Source organism: Pseudarthrobacter sp. rb, assembly GCF_056389225.1.
Window position 1 is genome coordinate 1 of record NZ_JBWJAR010000018.1, and the last position, 17752, is coordinate 17752.

Genomic DNA, 17752 nt, shown 5'->3' on the forward strand with positions numbered 1-17752 from the left:
ACCAAAAGCCCGGAACCACCCCAAAACACTTCAACCCCAGAAACCCCAACCCACAAAAGGAAGGGCTGGCCCGACAGCGAACGCCACGGACCAGCCCTACAAAGCACTTAGTTCAGCAGTCTCCTAGAGCCGAACGTCCTGGACGACGGCGGGCGCCCACCCGTCGTCGTCCGCTTTCGTTTTAGGGTCTGGACACGGGTAGTTGCCGGATTTATCGTGCAAAGGTGGCGGCTGCCCGACTGGCAGGCTGGCCCATGCTGCCAGTCCGCCATTGCGGCCGTCCATCATGAGGAGGAAGCAGATGGCACACGTTGAAGAGGTTGAAGAGACGGTGGAAGTCGCTGTTCCGGTGCGGACCGCGTACAACCAGTGGACCCAGTTCGAATCCTTTCCGCAGTTCATGTCCGGCGTCGAGTCGGTGACCCAACTGACCGACACCACCAATCACTGGGTTACCAAAGTAGGCGGCGTCCAAAGGGAATTCGACACGGAAATCGTTGACCAGGCGCCTGATGACCGGATCGCCTGGCGCAGCACCGACGGCAAGTCGCACGCGGGCATCATCAGGTTTCACGCCCCTGGATGCCACCCACACCAAGGTCAAAGTCCATTTCGAATGGGCGCCGGAAACTGCAACTGAAAAGGCTGGCGCAGCACTGAAGATCGACAACATGCAGGTCAAGGCCGACATGCGGAAGTTCAAGGACTTCGTCGAATCGCGCGGCAGCGAAACCGGCGGCTGGCGCGGCGAGGTATTGGACCGGGGCAGGGTTCTTGACGAACAAACCGGAGCGGACGACGGCGGGAGCCCACCCGCCGTCGTCCGCTTTTCCTTGTGTGGGAGCTACAGGCGGAGTTCCATGAACACGCTGTTGGGGTCCAGCACGTAGTCGGCAAACGGCGGGCACTCCGTGAACCCGTTGCGGGCGTATAGCCGCCGCGCGGGGGCAAAGTAGTCCTCGGTTCCGGTCTCCAGGTAGACGCGCTCAAGGTTCCGCGTACGGGCGTCATCAAGTATGTGCCCGAGCATGAGGGTGGCCACGCCCCGGCCCCGGGCGGTTGCTGTGGTGCGCATGGACTTGATCTCGCCATGCCTCCCCGGGCCGGCGGGGGAGTCCAGCAGCTTAAGTGCGCCGCACCCCAAAAGGTTGCCGTCCTCGCGGGCCGTCCAGAACGTGATGGACGGGGCGGACAGGGCGGAATGGTCCAGGGCGTGCACGCTTTCGGCGGGCGAGGTGGCGAACATATCCGCCAGGTGTTCGGTCAGGAGCAGGTGGACGTCATCGCGCGTGGGGCTGTCCCGGTCAATCGAAATCATCGCTTCAAATTTACCCGTTGCGGACATCAGCGGCCGTGTGCCAAGATTCCCCTGATCGTGACCCGGCTCCGGGAGGTGAGACCCATGAATGCTGTATCCGTAATGGGTGCTCCCCCGCAGTCGACGATCAGCGGCTGAACCAGCCGCCACCGGGAGCGCCGCACAGGCACATTCGCGAAAGGCGACTCCCGTGAACACAACACCTTCTTCCGCCCCGCATGCCGCTCCGGCGGGAAGATGCAAACGCGCCTTGGTCCTTGGTGGCGGTGGCTCCACCGGCAACGCCTGGCTGATCGGCGTCCTCGCCGGGCTGGCAGACGCAGGGCTGGACGTGACCGGCGCCGACCGGGTCATCGGAACATCGGCGGGGTCCACGGCAGCCTCGCAGATTGCGGGCGCCGGGCCCGCCGAACTCTATGCCGCCGTCCTTGGCGCTCCGCTTCCGCAGCGGACGCGTCCCGCGGGAACCTCCGGCAGTCCGGTGCCCGACCACCTGGAGCGGACCGGCAGGATCATCGCCGCCTCCGTGAATGCGCCGGACATGCGCCGCCGGATGGGCGCAGCGGCACTCGACCTGGCGGCGGCCTACGACGCCTCGGAGCGGTGGCGGGCAACGGTCGCGGCTCGGCTGCTCAGGAAGGAATGGCCAGAGCATGAACTGCTGATCACGGCCGTCGATGCGGCTACCGGGGAACCGGCAGTGTTCGACCGCAACAGCGGCATCGATTTGGTTGACGCCGTCGCCGCCAGTTGCTCCAGCGGCTCGGCGTACCGGATTGGGGACAGGAGCTATATCGACGGCGGTTACCGGCGCAACGAGAACGCCGACCTGGCGGCCGGGTGTGGGGGCGTCCTGGTTCTGTCGCCTTTCGGTGGCAGAACGCGGATGCCACTCGAATGGGGCATGCAGCTGGCGGCGCAGGTGGAAGAGCTGCGGGCAGGCGGCAGCAGGGTCGAAGTCATCTTCCCGGACAGCGGGGCCGGGCAGATGTTCGGCGCCAACGCCATGGATTTGTCACTCCGTCCCGCAGCAGCCCAGTCCGGATACAACGAAGGAAAAACCCGCGCCGCGATGCTCACAGAATTCTGGCGGCAATGAATTAAGCGAATTTGAGCTTGTTTTCGTGGTGCGGGCAGAGCTTCCGGCTGCTTTCTTGAGGCAAAGCAAAAGAAACGCAAATCCTCACGGTGCAGCAAATTTTGAAAAAACCCACCCGGCTCTCACCCCATCCTGCATACCGGAAACTGGGCGGCGTCGGAACGGGTCCTTATGTGCCTCCGCAGGACTGGATAAAAAAATAAAAGTAGGTATGGTATCGGGTAACGCAAAGCAAAGAAAGGCGTGATTCCGATGTCCGGAAAATCCCCCAAAAGCGGCGCCGCGAAAAAAGCCGGCAAGTCCATCCTGGAAAAACGGGCCGACAAAAGAGCGAAAAATGAAAATAACGAACTGAATTTTGTAAAACCGCGCAAAAACCAGCGCTGACCATGCCAGCGGGCGGCCGCACGGGACTCCTGGCCCGCGGCCGCCCGCGCCAACCCGGCAAGCTCCACAGCGCCCAACGCCGGGCGATCAGCCGAAGGACACCACCGTGATGACCTCCCACAATGCTTTAGTCGTCCCCACCCGCCTCACCCAGCCAGTGCACCTCAGGCCAATCGACCTCGATGAGACGGCCTTCCAGAAGATCGCCTCCGGCGGCATCGGCCTCATCGCCGGCATGGATTGGCGCGTCTATCTGGACAGCCCCACCCATACGCTGGCCACGAATCCCCGCGCTGAGGTGCTTATCCGCGAGGCCGGAATCGATCTCGACGGAACCATCCAGGGGACGGCCCTGTTCCTGGGCCGCGGCCCGTTGGACGGAGAGTGTGACGCTCCCCGCCACCTCATCAGGCTTGCTGAGCAGCTGTTCGACCTGCCGCTCGCCGCTTAGCCGGCCCGGCGCTCAATGGCGCGTGCCGGGCCACATTGTGGGGGGGAGCGGACGGCGGCGGACCCGTATCCGCCGTCGTCCGCGTCATTCGGCCTCTCAGGCCTCGATGGTGACGCCGCGCCAGAACGCGACCCGATCCTCAATATGCTTCGCGCGCGGCTTGGGCTCCGGGTAGTACCAGGCCGCGGCCTCGTTCAGCTCGCCGTCAACGTCCAGCGTGTGGTAGCTGGCCGTGCCCTTCCACGGGCAGAAGGTGTTCTTGTCGCTATCCCGCAAATACTCGGCATTGACGGCGTCGCGCGGGAAATAGTGGTTCCCCTCCACCACCACCGTGTCCGCGGATTCGGCGATGACTTTTCCGTTCCAGACAGCCCTGACCATGAGATCCCTTCCGTCGCTTCCACCGCATCGTGCTGCGGTACGTGTACGGATGCCAACGGGCCGCGCTGCGGGCTTGTTCCCGGGATGCCGGGGGCGGGCCCTAGCCTTGACTCTTGTCGATGACGCAGAACCGGTTCCCGTCCGGATCCTCCAGGACCACGAAGTCGGGGTCGTCCGGATACGAGTCCCAGTCCACGCGCCGGGCGCCGAGCGAGACCAGGCGCTCCACCTCCGCGGACTGGTCGTCCGCATACAGGTCCAGGTGGATCCGCGGGTGGTCCTGGACCGGGGTTTCGCTGAGCATGAGGGACAGTTCCGCGCCGGGGCCCGACGACGGCACAAGGGTCACCCACGTCTCGTCGCCGGCCTCCCGCGGGACATAGCCGATGGCCTCGTTCCAGAACTTGGTGGCGGCGGCGACGTCGTTGACGCCGAGGACAATGGTTCCGATAGTCAACATCCGGCCAGCCTAGACCCGATATGCCGGGCCCGGTAGGTACCGCGACGCGGGGCGCGGCTAGACTCGCGGGCATGGGGGAAGACAACACACCTGAAGAACATCGGCCGTCAAAACACACCAAAGTTCCTGCCGCCGCGGTGCCTTTGCTGGGGATTGCGGCAGTGCTGGCGGGCGTCCTGATCGCCTACCTGAACCGCGATTTCACTGGCTGGTTCGCCTACGCGCCGCTCAGCAATAAGCCGTTCGTTGCCAACGGGGCCGCCTTCGTCACGCAAGGCACGCAGATCGGCTTGGGAATCATGGTGGCCGGGCTGCTGGTGCTCGCGTTCTGGGCGGGGTACAGGCTGGGCCGCAAGGGAAGATCCGCCCAGGAGTGAGGGATCGGGGCTAGGCGGCGGGGATGCCCAGCGCCCGGATTCCCGGCAGGGCCTCGAATTCCGGTTTGGCGAACCAGTAGCCCTGGAACAAGCGGACTCCGCCGGCTTTCAGGACCCGGAACTCTTCCTCGGTTTCCACGCCCTCCGCAAGCACCGTGATCCCCAGCTCCTTTGCGATGCCGCCGATGCCGGCCACCACTGCCTGCCGTGCATGGCTGGTGTCAATGCCACGGATCAGCTTCATGTCGATCTTCAGCAAGTCCGGCTGGAAGTCCACCAACAGACCCAGCCCCGCATGGCCGGCACCGAAATCGTCGATGGCTGTGGTGAAGCCCTGTTTACGGTACTCAGTGATGATGCTGGTCAGGTGGGCGGTGTCGGTGACTTCTTCGTTCTCCGTGAACTCGAACATGATCGAGGATGTCGGGAAGCCGCAGCGCCTCGCGGCAAGGAGGGTGGCGCGGAGGCAGGCTGCCGGCTCATAGACCGCATTGGGCATGAAGTTGATGGACAGCATCAGCTCCTCATCCGCCGGGAACAGCCGTGATGCCAGCTCGATGGCCTTAACCCGGCAGTCCTGGTCGAAGCGGTACCGCTGCTCCGGTAGCACCTTTCCCAGGACCTCATAGGCACCCTCGCCGGACAAGCCCCTGACCAGGGCCTCATAGCCCCACACCCGTTCAGCCCCGGCGTCATAGATCGGCTGGAAGGCCATGCTGAAGTCAAAGTCCAGCCGTGAAGATGTGGTGCAGACGTCACACGCCAATGTCGGGTCCTCTCTAGGGTTACTCCAGAGTAGGGCACCCCAGGTCTCTGCCCGCAGTGAATGGGCCGGGTCGCTGAGTGCTGACGTTAGCGTTCGGGATTATTGATGGGCTTGTCCAGCGCCACACTGATGGTCTGCCCGGGTGCCAGTTCACCGGCCGGCAGGTCGGTGAATTCGTACCACGCCCCGCCTGTGCCCTTGCTGGGGCGATTGGCTGCGCGCAGGTCAGTCACTCCGAAGCGGAACGAAACCTGCCGTTCGCTGTCCCCGGGCGCCGTGGTGTAGGTCAGCGGAATCCCGTTGGCGTCTGCGGTGAACGTTCCCTGTGCGCCCTCAATTTTCAGTGCGCCCGGAATCAGGCGAACCTTCGTGCCGGCAGGAAGGGGCTGGTCTGCCGCCAAGGAAGGGTTGTACAGCAGGATCTGTGCCGTGGTGGACCGGAACTTGTAGCCGAGGCTGTCGAACGAGTCGCCGTCCACCGTGGTGTAGAAGACCGTCTGGCCGAACGAATTGTTGACCTCTGTGCCGGACCCGGAGCGGCTGTCCACCGGCTTCTTCTGCAGCTGGATGACCTTTCCTGCCTGGATGAAGAAGACGTTCCCCTTTTCGTAGGTGAACGGGACCTTGTTCGCTTCCGCCAACTGCGCCTCGGTCAGGTTGAACCGGTAGGTGATGCCGGCCAGGCTGTCTTCGGGCTCTATGGTGTAACCCGTTGGAATGCCGTTTGCGTCCACCGTGGCAGCGCCCTTGGCGCCCGGCACGGGACCGGCCGGAATCAGCCGGAGCCGTGTGCCGGGAGTGAGGGGTGTTCCGGGCTGGAGTCCGTTGAACCCAGCGACCTTCGCCTCGGAAAGCTTGTGTGCCTTCGCTACTGCTTCGAGCGTGTCGCCCGCCGCCGTCGTGTAGAAGTCCACGTTGCCAAACGAGTCCCGCACGGTTTCTCCACTCAGCGCAGGCTTCGCGGCGGAGGACGCAGTGGGGGCGGGTGTGGACTGGACGGCGGCCGCCGGCTCTGCCGCGTGATCGGAGTAGGAACATCCCGCCAACCCGCCCAGCAGCAGGACAATCGCCGCGGCATGCGGCCAGGCCCTGCGCTTGGACGGCGTCTTTGATGTACTGCCAGTTCCCACCATGGATATGCCCCCCAATAAGTCCGGCGCAGCCGGGTCAAGGCCCACACGGACCAAGAGCGAGCCTAGTGGATGAACCGTGAGCGCGCCGCAGCAGCCGTTAAAAAGGCAAGCGGACGACGGCGGGACGTGTGCGCCGTCGTCCGCTCAGGAAAGTGCGTGGCTGATTTAGTCCTCGTAAACCGCGATGAAACGGCCCACCACTCCGCCCTTGCGCAGCTTGTCGATGGCGCCGGGGATATCCGCCTGCTTGATGAGGTTCATCGGCGGGTTCAGTTCGCCGGTCTTCATGAGGGCATAGAGGTTCTCGAGGTCCTCCTTGGTGCCCGACTTGGATCCCTTGATGGACAGCTGGTTGATGATCAGCGGGTAGGTGTTGATGGTCGCCTCGAGGCGTCCCATGCCCACCTGGACCAATGTGCCGAACTCGGCGAGGGTCTCAAGTGCCGCGGAGGTGGTGGTGCCGAACCCGGCGTAATCAACGATCAGGTCCAGGTTCTTGTCCTTGAATTCGGTGATGGAGTCAGCCACTCCGGCCAGGCCGATCTCGTCCGCGAGCTTCTGCGTCTCGGGGTTCACCTCGGCGCCATAGACTTCTGCACCTGAGAGCGCTGCGACGCGGGCGCCGATGTAGCCCAGTCCACCCAGGCCAATCACGCCAACCTTCATGCCCGCCTTGGCCCCGCCCACGGCCATGATGGCGTGGTAGGCGGTAAGTCCGGCGTCGGTGGCCATCGCACCCAGCTCGAAGGAGACCTCATCGGGCAGCTTCACCAGGTTGTCGTCGGTGGCGAGCAGTTTGGGGCCGAAACCGCCGTCCCACTTGCCGTAACCCAACGCGTCGCCGTCCTTCAGGACGGGGGAGAGTCCAACCCGGTCGCCAACCTTCCAGTGCTCCATGCCGGGGCCAACCTCGGTGATGACGCCGGCATTCTCGTGGCCCATGGTGCGGGGGAGTTCCGGGAACAGCGGCATCCATCCGGCGTCGTCGAGGGCGGTCACGTCCGAGTGGCACACCCCGGCGGCCTTGACGCTGACCACTACCTGGCCCGGACCGGCACTGGGTTCAGCCACTTCGTTGAGGGTGAGCGGGTTGTTGGTGCCGGTGAACTGCCATGCCTTCATGGGTCATTCTCCTTCGGTCCGTTGCTTAAGTTCATGCATTTGCATGCAATTACAGCGTACGCCTGTTTCGGCCCAGCGTAGCCCTGGTGTGATGCGGGGAACATGGCCGTCTTCTGCCCATTTGGAAATGCGTCGGATATTTCCGACGTATACTGTAGGCGTGCTTCCCGATGTCTTCGCCGCCGTATCCAACCCGGCGCGGCGGGTAATCCTGGACGAGCTGCGCCAAGGTCCCAGGGCGGCCGGTGAACTCACCGGCCTGCTGGACCTCAGCCGCCCCGCCGCGTCCGAGCACCTGGCCGTGCTCCGGGAGGCGGGGCTGGTGCGGGAGGAGCGGCAGGGGCGGAACAGGGTGTACCACCTCCAGCCGGCGCGCCTCGCCGAGGTTGGCGGCTGGGTGAAGCACTTCGAGCACTACTGGAACCAGCGGCTGGATGCGCTGGCAGACCTTCTGGACGAGGAGAAACCGACATGACCGAAAATGCGATCAGGCTGGAACGCCGCTACCCGCACCCCGCCGCGGCCGTGTGGGCGGCGCTGACCACGCCGGAACTGCTGGCCCGCTGGTGGGCGCCTGGCGGCATCGCACCCGTCGTGGGCCACCGCTTCACCATGGACATGGACGCCTGGGGCCAGCAGCAGTGCGAGGTCCTTGCCGTGGATCCCGGAAAGTCCATCAGCTTCCTCTTCTCCGAAGGCCAGCTCGATACCACCATCACCTGGCGCCTTGAGCCGGTCGAGGACGGCACTGTCCTCCACTTCGAACACGCCGGTTTCCAGCTGGACACCCCCATGGGCCGCCACGCCATCGAAGGGATGGGCAACGGCTGGCCGGGGCTGCTGACCCGCATCGACGGGCTTCTCGCCGAAGCAGCCTGACGCTTCAGGGGAGCGGACGACGGCGGGCCCATCCGTCGTCGTCCCTTCCCTGGATCCTTCCGCACGTTTACTGCCGGAAGGAGAAGGGTAACCATGGAGTATGACTGATTCCGGAGCGGGCGGCGCCAACGATCCCTTTGACGGCAACGACGGGATTGTGGCCGAAAGCGGGCACCTCGAGACGCCTGAGAGCATCGCCGAGGATGTCCGCCACGACATCCAGCTGGGCCAGGTCCAGGACGACGTAGCCCACGTCCTTGAAGAACGGTTCGAGGAAGCGGGCATTGAGGCGCGCCCCGAAGAAGTGGATGACCTCGCCGAGGAAATCGAGCGGGACGCGTCCAGCTGAACATCCGCCGGGCGGGCCTGAAACGGCGGGTAACGACCTGGACCAGTGCGCTGGCCGTGTTGGGCGCATGGCTCTGAGGAGTCATACCGGTGGTCCAGGTGGCCCGTCCCGTCAGTATGGCAAGGGAACTAGGGCCAGTCTGCCCGGGTGAACCTGACGGGGCTGCGCAACGTCAGGAGACAATCAGACGTCCATTCCGCCAGTTTCTGCTGTACGTCCAGTGAATCCGCCACAGCGACCTGCTGCGCATCCTGGTCCGTGGCGTCCTGAAGACCTTCGACTGAGCTTTTCACTTATCCCCCTTGCAAGCGTGTGTGCCCACACTAGGCACCACCGAAAGCCAAGGGAAAGAGGGTTAATCCACCAGCCGGATAAACTGCGCAAATCTTGAGCAAGCCCTCTCTCCCGGTGTAGCAGTGCGCGCCGGTCATAGTCCGGCCCGGGCAAAAACAGAGGTAAAAAATACGGCCAGGGCCTCTGTCTTTGCCCGGACTTCCGGTTCAGTGGCCGCCACGCAGCTTGCCTCGACGGACAGTGTCCCCTTGCGTGCTCCGCTCCGGCCGTGCCATTCACCGGTGCCGTCGCTGAGTTGGTAGGTGACGGCGTAACGTGCATCAGCCATAACGTCGATTGCGGGCGCGGAAACCGAAGACCACGGCCGGCTGCTTCCCTCGAACAGGACTTCCTGCACGGTGGTGCACCCGCGAAGCTGCTCCGCCCGCGAGTCGAGCGGGAACGGCGGGCCCATGGTGGAAGGCATGTTGACGGCGGTGAAGTCTGCATATCCGCTCTTGGTGGCCCCCTGGATCTGCCCCTGGCCGTAGACGGAACCAGACAAGGATGCGGCGTAAGACTCTTCGTCAAAGGTGCATGGGGAGCCGGACGCCGGCAACGTGGCGCTGGGGGTGAAGCCGGGAGACTGGCCGAGTACTGTCGCCTGCGGCAGGTTTACCGGCTCCCCGCCGGGGCCGGTCATGCCCTTGAAAAGCGCCACCATCTGTTCAGGCGTCATTGAGTTTGGAGCTGTTGCCGCCGTTAGTGCGGAGGCTTTACCCGACTGGCTGATGAGCTCTTTCGCCAGTTCCGACATGGCCTCAAGGGCGGGCTTGGCGTCGGCCTCCGAGTTGAGGTTTGCCACAGCGAGGTTGAGCGTGAGGGACAGGGTGCCGTGCAGGACGCGCAACCCCACTGAGGTGAAGTCTCCCGGGCCCTTCGGCTTGGTGACCTGCGTGACCGCATACTGCTTGTCGGCGATTGGGGGAGCGGCCAGCAACTGGACAGCGTAGGTGGAGGTCCGGCCCGACTCGGTGTAGGCCAGATCGAACTGGCTGCAGCGCGACGGGAGGTCATCGGCATAACCGAAATCGGCCCTGGCGATGGCGTCCCGGTCCGCGCTCCGCAGCACGATCATGATGGTGCTGGTGGGACCGGACTGCCCGCCGGCCGGCGGCATGGCGCCCTCGGCAAAATTGATGTCCTTGTCCGCCCATCGGGTAAACGGGTCCTGGGGGACGAAGGCGATGCAGTCGGCGGGCGTGGTTTTCGTGTCGGTCTGAGGGAAGGAGCCGCTGGCGGCACCGCTGCGCAGGCGCGTTGAATCCTGGGCCGCGGGAAATGGCAGTTTGCGGGTCTGGCCCACTCCGTTGATGATGGCTGCAAGTTCCGCGTCCGAGAACGGCTTGGACGGTGACACTGCCGACCCCGGGATGGAAGGGGAAGCCGGGGCGGGAGGCGCCGAACTGCCGGATGGGCTGGTTCCCGGCGGTGTGCCGCCGGGTGAGCACGCGGCCAAGGCGAGGAGGACGGCCGCCAGGCATCCGAGTCGGCGCCTGCTGTTTCTTCCCGAGGTGGCAACATCATGCTTCACGGGTCCACGAACAGCCATCCCCGGCCTCCTTTGCCACCACGCTAGGCTCCGGCGTCCGGCGCCAGCTAGGGCCGTAGGACCCGGCCAGGCGCAGGGGCACCGAGGGCGGCAGGGCCACCAGGGGCGGCAGCGCCACCAACGCCGACCAGCGGCATGACCTCCAACCGGTTCCCCGGGCCTGCAATGACCAGGATCTGCTGCGTTGTGGCGCCTTCCAGTGCCGCCGTCACCTGCCGGATGACATCCCCGACCCCGGGCGAAGGCTCAGGCGACGGCGGAAGTCCGGGGCCGCCGTCGTCCGCCCGCAGCCAGGTGGTCACCTTGGCGCCGGTGGCGTCAGCGATGCCGCGGGCCAATGCCTCGGGATCCACGGAACCTGATGGATATCCGCTGACCAGGGTGACCCGCTCGACGATGCGCTTGTGCGCGGGTGCCGCGGCGGCAAGCAGTGCCCGGTCATGCCGCCACAGCGCGAAGTGGTAGCCCGCAACGAGGCCCGCCGCCACGAGGAGGCCAAGGGGTGCACGGACCCGGTCCAGGAGGCTTCCGCCCGTGACGTCGCCGAGCAGGAATTCAAAGAGCCGGTAGCCGATGACCAGCAGCGTAATGAGGGCCACCACGGCACTGACGCCGAAAAATGCCACCAGGTAGACGCGCCGGCCGGGCGGAATGTCCTCAGCGGTGCGCGGCTGGTGCCTCGGCTTCCAGGCCAGCCACCAGACCGGTGCCCCCACCACCAGCGAACTGATGCCGCCAAGAAGCAGCGTGCGTGTGGCGCCGCCGGCCAAAGGTGAGACGGCTGCGGCCAGCAGTGCGTTGACCACAACGCCGACGCCGGAGGCTGCCGCGGCGAGGGCTACAGCGGACGTCACCAGGAGGCTGGCGCGGCGGGTCCTGGTGGAACGGGTGACGGACGTGGTGCGGTGGTAGCGCCAGACCAGGGCCCCGATGACAGCGGCCGCGATGGCCGGGGCGAGGGGCTCGAGCAGGTCGTTCGTGGGGTCGCTCCGGTCGAACGCCAGCCGCAGGAGGACAAACAGGATGACCCCCAGCCCGCCCAGGGCGGTGATGCCGGCGACGAAGATGCCCACGGCGATGATGGTGACGTCCACCAGCCCTGTCTGGAAACGCCGGCCGCCGTCCCGGAACCAGTGCCACCACCAGACCGCAGCCCCACCGGCAGCCCATACCAGGGACCGCAGGACAGGGAACCACCATGGCTCAAAGGCGGCCGCTGCCGTGAAACCGCGGATCGCCACGTCCAGGAGGGTGCCCAGCGCGGCAATGGCGGCGCCTGCGCCCAGCAGCAGCCCAAAAACAGAGCCGACGACGGCCCGCACGTCCTCAAGGTGTGACGAGGGTTTGCGGGGGTGCTTCCACATCCACCTGTGCCACCACCAAATAGCCGACCACACCATCCCGTTGGCCAGCGGGGACGGCCATTGGCTTTCCTGCGTATCAATGAAGGAGGTGGCCAAATTCAACAGTGAGGTGGTGGCGATGATCAGCGAAACCGCGTACATCCCGGTCAGGTAGAGGCCCCACCCGGGCGCCCGGCGTTCCGACTCGTCATCAAGGCGTCTCCACACGAACCACCACAGCAGCAGCGCCAGCGGGCCGCCGATCAGGGTGAAGGCCAGGGACAGCGCCAGGCCGGCCACATCGCCGGAGACCAGGGTGGATGCCGTCCGGAAAAGCCGCTCCAGCAGTCCCTGGAGCCCTGAGGCCGAGATCACCACCAGGGCAAACAGCAGGACGTACAGGATCAGCCGGCGCAGGGTTGCCAGCCCGCCCGCCGGGGCAGGGGCCGTGGTTGCTGCCGGCGCCGTCATGGCTTCACCGGCACAACGGTGCAGTCCACCAGTGGGTAAGGCGGCTGGTCGATCAGCCATTTGCCGTTCACCTTCAGGAGCGAGAAGGCGTCCTCCATTTCGTACTCCGACGGGCCGAACGGTCCACCTTGGGATGACCGGACAATCGAAACTTTCACCGTGGCTGAATCGGTGCGTTCCGTCGTCGAAACCAAGACAACCCGGGCGGGTGCCGGCTCGCTGGCGTAGGCGCCCCGGCAACGGCTCTTGGCACCCTCGGTGAGGTACGACTGGGCAGTGGTGTTGTCGCCGTCGATCACTGCCTTGCTGTACCGCTGGACCACCCCGGCCGGGCTCGCCTCATCGAGGGGAGCCGGCTCGCCGCGGGTGAAGACCACTGCGAGGGCAACCACCACCAGCAGAACCACCACCCCCACCAGCGCGAGCAGGATCCGGTCCGGTCTTCGCGCAGTGCGCTCCCTGGCGGCAGTCTCGTCCATGGCGCCAGTATGGGGCAGGGGGATGCGATCCACGCGTGTCTTTTGGCCCGTCTTTGCCGTGCCTGGGCAAAATGCCACGGAGACAGTGGGTGCAGCTTACTCAAGGACCACAGGCAGATGCCCTTTTGGGGCAACTATGTTGTTTGTCGTGCAACGTAATCGAGGCAACTGCGAGTGTTCCAGTCACTTGGGTTAGGTCAGGGACAGCGGAAGACTCTCTCTATTAATGCTTCTGAAAACTCTTGACTGTGTTGCGCGTCACGGCCTATCTTGAAACAACCATGTTGCAAGTAATGCAACTCCAACTTTCATTGGTGGTTTCATGAGCACCCAACAAAACTCACCCGAGGCAGGGATGGTTGCCGCTGACGCCAACGGTCCCGCCCGGGCCGGTGGCGGCACGGACAACGCCGTTGCCAGCAGGGACGTTCGACGCCGGGTGGTCACCGCGAGCTTCATCGGCAACTTTGTCGAGTGGTTCGACTACGCCGTATACGGCTACCTCGCGGCCGTCATCTCGTCGGTGTTCTTCCCTGAAGCAGACCGGCAGACCGCGCTGCTGGCTACCTTCGCCGTCTTCGCGATCTCCTTCTTCGTCCGTCCCCTGGGCGGCTTCTTCTGGGGGCATATCGGCGACAAGCTGGGCAGGCGCAAGGCACTGTCCCTCTCAATCGTCATCATGTCCGTCTCCACCTTCTGCATCGCCCTCATCCCCGGCTACGGAACCATCGGCATGCTGGCCCCGCTCCTGCTGCTCCTGGTCCGCGTGGTCCAGGGCTTCTCGGCGGCCGGTGAATACGCCGGAGCATCAGCCTTCCTGGTGGAATACGCGCCGGCCAACCGCCGCGGACTTTATGCCGCCGTCGTGCCCGCCAGTACCGCCGCCGGCCTGCTCCTGGGCTCACTGATCGCGGCGCTCCTCAGCTCGGTACTCAGCACTGACCAACTGCACGAGTGGGGATGGCGGCTGCCGTTCCTGCTGGCCGCCCCCATGGGCCTGATCGGCCGCTACATCCGCACCAAGCTCGAGGAAACGCCTGCCTTCCGGGCCCTGGCCGACCAGGAGGAATCCGCTCCCAAAGCCCCTGCGCTGGACATGTTCCGGACCTATCGCAAACAGCTGCTGATCGCCTGCGGTGCCGTGCTGCTCAACGCCGTCGGTTTCTACGTCATCCTCAGCTACATGCCCACCTACCTGTCCGAGGAACTGGGCTTCGGTCCCACTGAGTCGTTCCTGGCCACCACCATTGCCCTGGCCAGCTACATCGGCTTCATCTTCCTGACCGGCCTCGCCTCGGACCGGTTCGGCCGCAAGCGCATGCTGATCACCGCGTCCGTGCTGTTCATGCTGCTGACCGTTCCCGCTTTCATGCTGCTGGACACGGGCAACTTCCTGGTGATCGTCCTGGTCCAGATCCTGCTGGGCGGCATGCTCACCCTGAATGACGGAACGCTGCCCAGCTTCCTGGCCGAACTGTTCCCCACCAAAGTCCGGTACAGCGGCTTCGCCGTCAGCTTCAACCTCTCCAACGCGCTGTTCGGCGGCACCGCGCCCTTCATGGCCACCCTGCTGATCGGCATGACCCAGAGCAAGCTGGCGCCGGGCTGGTACCTCGTGGCCGCATCCGCCGTGTCCCTCATGGCCGTGCTGTTCGCCGCCGAAACCTCGCGCAAGCCCCTCAAACACCTCTGACCAACCAGACGGCCCCTAACCCTTCCGGGTACACAGACCAACCTCACTACGCAAACAACACCAACTGCACCAACAGCAGCTGGCACCCACTAGAAAGGCACCACCCGTGACTATCACTGCCGACAACGCCTCCTCCATCGCCGAACTCGATCGCCTCAAGGTCCTGCACAACGGCACCAAGGGCAAGCTCACGTTCTCCGACGCGGAGTTCGAGCGCCGCCTTGGCGGCCTCCGCAAGATCATGGCCGCCAAGGAGCTGGACGCGGTCATCCTCACCAGCTACCACGGCATCAAGTACTACTCCGACTTCCTGTACACCACGTTCGGCCGCAACTACGCCCTGGTGGTCACCTCAGACGACTCCGTCACCGTCACCGCCAACATCGACGCCGGCATGCCGTGGCGCACCTCCTACGGCGAGAACATCGTCTACACCGACTGGCGCCGCGACAACTTCTACTTCGGCCTCCAGGAAGCCCTGCGCCAGCGCGGCGTCAAGGCCAGCCGGCTGGGAGTCGAGGACGACTTCCTCCCGGGCCTGACCCGCGAAAAGATCGCCGCCGCCTTCCCGGGCGCCCAGCTCCTGGACGTCTCCCAGGACGCCATGCGCCAGCGCATGATCAAGTCCGCCGAGGAAATCGAAGTCATCAAGCATGGCGCCCGCATCGGCGACCTGGGCGGCGAGGCCATCCGCAACGCCATCCGCGAAGGAATCTCCGAGTACGAGGTGGCCCTCATCGGCACCGAGGCCATGGTGCACGAGATTGCCAGGACCTTCCCGGACCGCGAGGTCCGCGACACCTGGGTGTGGTTCCAGTCCGGCATCAACACCGACGGCGCCCACAACTGGGCCACCACCCGCAAGCTGCAGCAGGGCGACATCCTCTCGCTCAACTGCTTCCCCATGACCTCCGGCTACTACACCGCCCTGGAGCGGACCCTCTTCCTGGGCCAGCCGGACGAGCGCTCGCTGGAGCTGTGGAACATCAACGTCGAGGTGCACGAGCGCGGCCTGGAACTGATCAAGCCCGGCGCCGTCTGCAAGGACATCGCCGCAGAGCTCAACGAGATCTACATCAGCCACGGCCTGCTGGCCAACCGCACCTTCGGCTACGGCCACTCCTTCGGCGTCCTGAGCCACTACTACGGCCGCGAAGCCGGGCTGGAGCTGCGCGAGGACATCGACACCGTCCTGGAACCGGGCATGGTGGTTTCCATGGAGCCGATGATCACGGTGGCGGACGGCCTGCCGGGCGCCGGCGGCTACCGCGAGCACGACATCCTGGTGATCGGCGAGGACAACTCGGTGGAGAACATCACCAAGTTCCCCTTCGGCCCGGAACACAACATCGTCGGGGCATAGGTAACTGAACAGCCAAGGCGGCGCCGTGAACCCACGGCGCCGCCTTCGGCGTCTATCGCAGACGATAGGGAAAGATGGTGTCCACCATGACTCCTGCAATAACTTCTGACAGCACTGGCAACGGAGCCGGCACCAACGGCGGGACGGACGCCAAAGGAGCCTCCGTCGTCGTCAATGCCATAGCCGTCCTGCGGACCTTCACGGCGGACGAACCGCTGCTGGGCGTCACGGAAATCGCCAACCGCGTGGGCATGCACAAAAGCAGCGTGTCCCGGATCCTGGCCACCTTCGAGCAGGAAAACCTGGTGGAACGCGACCCGGAAACCAAGCGGTTCCGGCTGGGCCTGGGGCTCATCGCCGTCGCCGGACCGCTGCTGGCCGAGATGGAGGAACGCCGCGTTGCCTACCCCGTCCTTCGGCAGCTGACCGAACAGACCGGCGAAACCAGTGCCCTCATGCTGTGGAACGGTGACGAGGCCATCTGCGTGGAGCAAATCGCCAGCCACCACCAGATCAAGCACACCACGCCCCTGGGCGCCCGCTACCGGGATGCAATGAGTGCCTCGGTCCAGGTGTTCCTGTCCACGCTGCCGGCCGAGCGGGTGCGTGAACTGTTGCGCAGCGGAACCATCACCTTCCCGGGACTGGACGACGACGGACTGGCGGCCTACGAAGCAAGGCTCCAGGATGTTGCGCAGCGGGGATGGGCGGGGAACTACGGCGAATCGTCCATGGACGAGGTGGGCGTGGCCGCGCCCGTCCGCGACCACCGCGGCGACGTTGTGGCGGCCGTCCTGATTCCGGCTCCGCGGTTCAGGGTGTCCAAGGAACAGTTCGAGAGTCTGGGGGAGGCCTGCATGGCCGCCGCCGCCAAAGTGACCGGCCGGCTGGGTGGCCGCACGGGAATCTGACGCTGCCAGGTCAGGGCAGTGCCGCCGGGGTGCCGGTCTGAGTCCCGACCGCGCTGACGGCGACCACACCGCCCCAGGGGTCGCTGATCACGGCGCTCCGGAACCCCGGCGTATCCATCGGCGCCATGACAATGCCGCCGCCCAGGGCAACGGCCCGGTCAGCGGTCCTGTCTGCATTGGTGACCCCGAAGTTCACACTCCAATGCGGAGGAACAGCCACGCCGTCGGTGGCGGTGGCGACGGCCACCAGCTGGTCTTCGAGAAGCCACAGTGAAAAGGGCGCGTCCGGCGGTGACTTCAGCTCCCAGTTGAACATTGCCTTGTAAAACTCCTGGGCCTTTCCAAGCTCCGGGGTGTGCAGCGAACTCATGGCCCAGCTATTGGGCTGGTCTGCCAGCTCAACGCCGTCGTTGACGCCCGCCTGCCGCAGGCAGAACAGCACGCCGGAGGAATCGGCAACCAGTTGCGAATGGGCCCGGGCATCGATGGTCCCGAGCTGCCGGCCTCCCGCCTGCTCAGCGAGAGCTGAGGCCTGCCCGATATCACGCACACGGACATGGGTCAGCCAACCCGCGGGCGACCCCGGCGGGGCCTGCCCCACGCCGCCCACAGAGCGGCCGTCAAGGCGTGCCAGCCAGTACCCACCCTCGAACCCCGGCATCGGTAACGCCTCGTCGAACGTCCAGCCGAACAGTCCGCCATAGAACTCTTTGGCCCCCTGGGGGTCCGGTTGCCAGGTGTCGACCCAGCACGGCGCACCCACTGAGGAAGTATTCCGCTTTGCCATCCACCAAGCCCTTTCCATCCGAGTGGCCCGGACCTGGGGGCCCGGCCACAAGGCAATGCCCGGCAAGCATACGCCCGGAAGCGGAGGCCCGCAGGAGA

General features: G+C 65.3%; 20 protein-coding genes and 1 pseudogene. 11 read left to right on the forward strand and 10 right to left on the reverse strand.

What is annotated here, in order from left to right:
* Positions 1-301: 301 nt before the first annotated feature.
* Positions 302-767 (forward strand): annotated as a pseudogene (locus ACWRN3_RS18725) (SRPBCC family protein); the annotation flags it as partial.
* 77 nt (positions 768-844) lie between these two features.
* Here ACWRN3_RS18725 and ACWRN3_RS18730 read toward each other — a convergent pair.
* Positions 845-1318 carry a GNAT family N-acetyltransferase gene (locus ACWRN3_RS18730; protein WP_255173363.1) on the reverse strand — a complete coding sequence of 158 codons (474 nt, stop codon included), beginning with the start codon at positions 1316-1318 and terminating at the stop codon, positions 845-847.
* Positions 1319-1508: 190 nt separating this feature from the next.
* Between ACWRN3_RS18730 and ACWRN3_RS18735 the strand changes: the two genes are divergently transcribed.
* The 3 genes from ACWRN3_RS18735 (at position 1509) to ACWRN3_RS18745 (ending at position 3255) form a co-directional block, all read left to right on the forward strand.
* Positions 1509-2417: a patatin-like phospholipase family protein gene (locus tag ACWRN3_RS18735; RefSeq protein ID WP_476741592.1), complete on the forward strand. Its 909-nt coding sequence runs from the start codon at positions 1509-1511 to the stop codon at positions 2415-2417.
* A gap of 243 nt (positions 2418-2660) precedes the next feature.
* Complete coding sequence (locus ACWRN3_RS18740; RefSeq protein ID WP_255175721.1) at positions 2661-2804, forward strand: hypothetical protein; 144 nt, start codon at positions 2661-2663, stop codon at positions 2802-2804.
* Positions 2805-2913: 109 nt separating this feature from the next.
* Positions 2914-3255, forward strand: coding sequence for a hypothetical protein (locus tag ACWRN3_RS18745; RefSeq protein ID WP_255173361.1), 342 nt, complete (start codon positions 2914-2916; stop codon positions 3253-3255).
* Between the two features lie 96 nt (positions 3256-3351).
* Here ACWRN3_RS18745 and ACWRN3_RS18750 read toward each other — a convergent pair whose 3' ends face one another.
* Positions 3352-3636, reverse strand: a complete 285-nt coding sequence (locus ACWRN3_RS18750; RefSeq protein WP_255173360.1) for a DUF427 domain-containing protein — start codon at positions 3634-3636, stop codon at positions 3352-3354.
* Positions 3637-3736: 100 nt separating this feature from the next.
* Positions 3737-4096 carry a VOC family protein gene (locus ACWRN3_RS18755; protein WP_255173359.1) on the reverse strand — a complete coding sequence of 120 codons (360 nt, stop codon included), beginning with the start codon at positions 4094-4096 and terminating at the stop codon, positions 3737-3739.
* Between the two features lie 71 nt (positions 4097-4167).
* Between ACWRN3_RS18755 and ACWRN3_RS18760 the strand changes: the two genes are divergently transcribed.
* Positions 4168-4473, forward strand: coding sequence for a hypothetical protein (locus tag ACWRN3_RS18760; protein WP_255173358.1), 306 nt, complete (start codon positions 4168-4170; stop codon positions 4471-4473).
* A gap of 10 nt (positions 4474-4483) precedes the next feature.
* Here the strand turns inward: ACWRN3_RS18760 and ACWRN3_RS18765 are convergent, their stop codons facing one another.
* From ACWRN3_RS18765 to ACWRN3_RS18775, 3 genes are all read right to left on the reverse strand, one after another.
* The gene (locus ACWRN3_RS18765; protein WP_476741593.1) at positions 4484-5188 is read right to left on the reverse strand and encodes an EAL domain-containing protein; all 705 of its coding nucleotides are present in this window, start codon (positions 5186-5188) and stop codon (positions 4484-4486) included.
* A 137-nt stretch (positions 5189-5325) separates the two neighbouring features.
* A complete protein-coding gene (locus ACWRN3_RS18770; RefSeq protein WP_324643204.1) occupies positions 5326-6372 on the reverse strand; it encodes a LysM peptidoglycan-binding domain-containing protein in 1047 nt (348 codons plus the stop codon).
* A 165-nt stretch (positions 6373-6537) separates the two neighbouring features.
* Positions 6538-7494, reverse strand: coding sequence for a zinc-binding dehydrogenase (locus ACWRN3_RS18775; RefSeq protein ID WP_324643203.1), 957 nt, complete (start codon positions 7492-7494; stop codon positions 6538-6540).
* A gap of 160 nt (positions 7495-7654) precedes the next feature.
* Here ACWRN3_RS18775 and ACWRN3_RS18780 point away from each other — a divergent pair, with 160 nt between their 5' ends.
* The 3 genes from ACWRN3_RS18780 (at position 7655) to ACWRN3_RS18790 (ending at position 8722) form a co-directional block, all read left to right on the forward strand.
* Complete coding sequence (locus ACWRN3_RS18780; protein WP_255173354.1) at positions 7655-7969, forward strand: ArsR/SmtB family transcription factor; 315 nt, start codon at positions 7655-7657, stop codon at positions 7967-7969.
* Positions 7966-8373, forward strand: coding sequence for an SRPBCC family protein (locus tag ACWRN3_RS18785; protein WP_255173353.1), 408 nt, complete (start codon positions 7966-7968; stop codon positions 8371-8373). The genes ACWRN3_RS18780 and ACWRN3_RS18785 overlap by 4 nt, the downstream gene beginning before the upstream one ends.
* A 100-nt stretch (positions 8374-8473) precedes the next feature.
* Complete coding sequence (locus ACWRN3_RS18790) at positions 8474-8722, forward strand: hypothetical protein (protein WP_255173352.1); 249 nt, start codon at positions 8474-8476, stop codon at positions 8720-8722.
* Between the two features lie 427 nt (positions 8723-9149).
* On the opposite strand, the gene ACWRN3_RS18795 is transcribed toward ACWRN3_RS18790, so the two are convergent.
* From ACWRN3_RS18795 to ACWRN3_RS18805, 3 genes are all read right to left on the reverse strand, one after another.
* A complete protein-coding gene (locus ACWRN3_RS18795; protein WP_476741594.1) occupies positions 9150-10415 on the reverse strand; it encodes a hypothetical protein in 1266 nt (421 codons plus the stop codon).
* A gap of 239 nt (positions 10416-10654) precedes the next feature.
* Positions 10655-12421: a DUF5671 domain-containing protein gene (locus ACWRN3_RS18800; protein ID WP_476741641.1), complete on the reverse strand. Its 1767-nt coding sequence runs from the start codon at positions 12419-12421 to the stop codon at positions 10655-10657.
* Positions 12418-12900 carry an LpqB family beta-propeller domain-containing protein gene (locus tag ACWRN3_RS18805; RefSeq protein ID WP_255173349.1) on the reverse strand — a complete coding sequence of 161 codons (483 nt, stop codon included), beginning with the start codon at positions 12898-12900 and terminating at the stop codon, positions 12418-12420. Before ACWRN3_RS18805 ends, ACWRN3_RS18800 begins: the two co-directional genes overlap by 4 nt.
* A gap of 322 nt (positions 12901-13222) precedes the next feature.
* Between ACWRN3_RS18805 and ACWRN3_RS18810 the strand changes: the two genes are divergently transcribed.
* The 3 genes from ACWRN3_RS18810 to ACWRN3_RS18820 all read left to right on the forward strand — a co-directional run bounded on the left by ACWRN3_RS18810 (position 13223) and on the right by ACWRN3_RS18820 (position 16867).
* Positions 13223-14593 (forward strand): MFS transporter, encoded by a 1371-nt coding sequence (locus tag ACWRN3_RS18810; RefSeq protein WP_324643197.1) that lies wholly within the window; start codon positions 13223-13225, stop codon positions 14591-14593.
* Between the two features lie 106 nt (positions 14594-14699).
* Positions 14700-15956, forward strand: coding sequence for an aminopeptidase P family protein (locus ACWRN3_RS18815; protein ID WP_255173347.1), 1257 nt, complete (start codon positions 14700-14702; stop codon positions 15954-15956).
* 74 nt (positions 15957-16030) lie between these two features.
* Entirely contained in the window at positions 16031-16867 is an 837-nt protein-coding gene (locus ACWRN3_RS18820; protein WP_255173346.1) for an IclR family transcriptional regulator, read from the forward strand.
* A gap of 10 nt (positions 16868-16877) precedes the next feature.
* Here ACWRN3_RS18820 and ACWRN3_RS18825 read toward each other — a convergent pair whose 3' ends face one another.
* A complete protein-coding gene (locus ACWRN3_RS18825) occupies positions 16878-17654 on the reverse strand; it encodes a VOC family protein (protein WP_476741595.1) in 777 nt (258 codons plus the stop codon).
* Positions 17655-17752: the final 98 nt, after the last annotated feature.

Coding starts and splice junctions, on each gene's coding strand:
- ACWRN3_RS18730 (WP_255173363.1), bottom strand. CDS start 1,318: ATGATTTCGATTGACCGGGACAGCCCCACGCGCGATGACGTCCACCTG.
- ACWRN3_RS18745 (WP_255173361.1), top strand. CDS start 2,914: ATGACCTCCCACAATGCTTTAGTCGTCCCCACCCGCCTCACCCAGCCA.
- ACWRN3_RS18750 (WP_255173360.1), bottom strand. CDS start 3,636: ATGGTCAGGGCTGTCTGGAACGGAAAAGTCATCGCCGAATCCGCGGAC.
- ACWRN3_RS18755 (WP_255173359.1), bottom strand. CDS start 4,096: ATGTTGACTATCGGAACCATTGTCCTCGGCGTCAACGACGTCGCCGCC.
- ACWRN3_RS18760 (WP_255173358.1), top strand. CDS start 4,168: ATGGGGGAAGACAACACACCTGAAGAACATCGGCCGTCAAAACACACC.
- ACWRN3_RS18765 (WP_476741593.1), bottom strand. CDS start 5,188: ATGGCCTTCCAGCCGATCTATGACGCCGGGGCTGAACGGGTGTGGGGC.
- ACWRN3_RS18770 (WP_324643204.1), bottom strand. CDS start 6,372: ATGGTGGGAACTGGCAGTACATCAAAGACGCCGTCCAAGCGCAGGGCC.
- ACWRN3_RS18775 (WP_324643203.1), bottom strand. CDS start 7,494: ATGAAGGCATGGCAGTTCACCGGCACCAACAACCCGCTCACCCTCAAC.
- ACWRN3_RS18785 (WP_255173353.1), top strand. CDS start 7,966: ATGACCGAAAATGCGATCAGGCTGGAACGCCGCTACCCGCACCCCGCC.
- ACWRN3_RS18790 (WP_255173352.1), top strand. CDS start 8,474: ATGACTGATTCCGGAGCGGGCGGCGCCAACGATCCCTTTGACGGCAAC.
- ACWRN3_RS18800 (WP_476741641.1), bottom strand. CDS start 12,421: ATGACGGCGCCGGCAGCAACCACGGCCCCTGCCCCGGCGGGCGGGCTG.
- ACWRN3_RS18805 (WP_255173349.1), bottom strand. CDS start 12,900: ATGGACGAGACTGCCGCCAGGGAGCGCACTGCGCGAAGACCGGACCGG.
- ACWRN3_RS18810 (WP_324643197.1), top strand. CDS start 13,223: ATGAGCACCCAACAAAACTCACCCGAGGCAGGGATGGTTGCCGCTGAC.
- ACWRN3_RS18820 (WP_255173346.1), top strand. CDS start 16,031: ATGGTGTCCACCATGACTCCTGCAATAACTTCTGACAGCACTGGCAAC.
- ACWRN3_RS18825 (WP_476741595.1), bottom strand. CDS start 17,654: ATGGCAAAGCGGAATACTTCCTCAGTGGGTGCGCCGTGCTGGGTCGAC.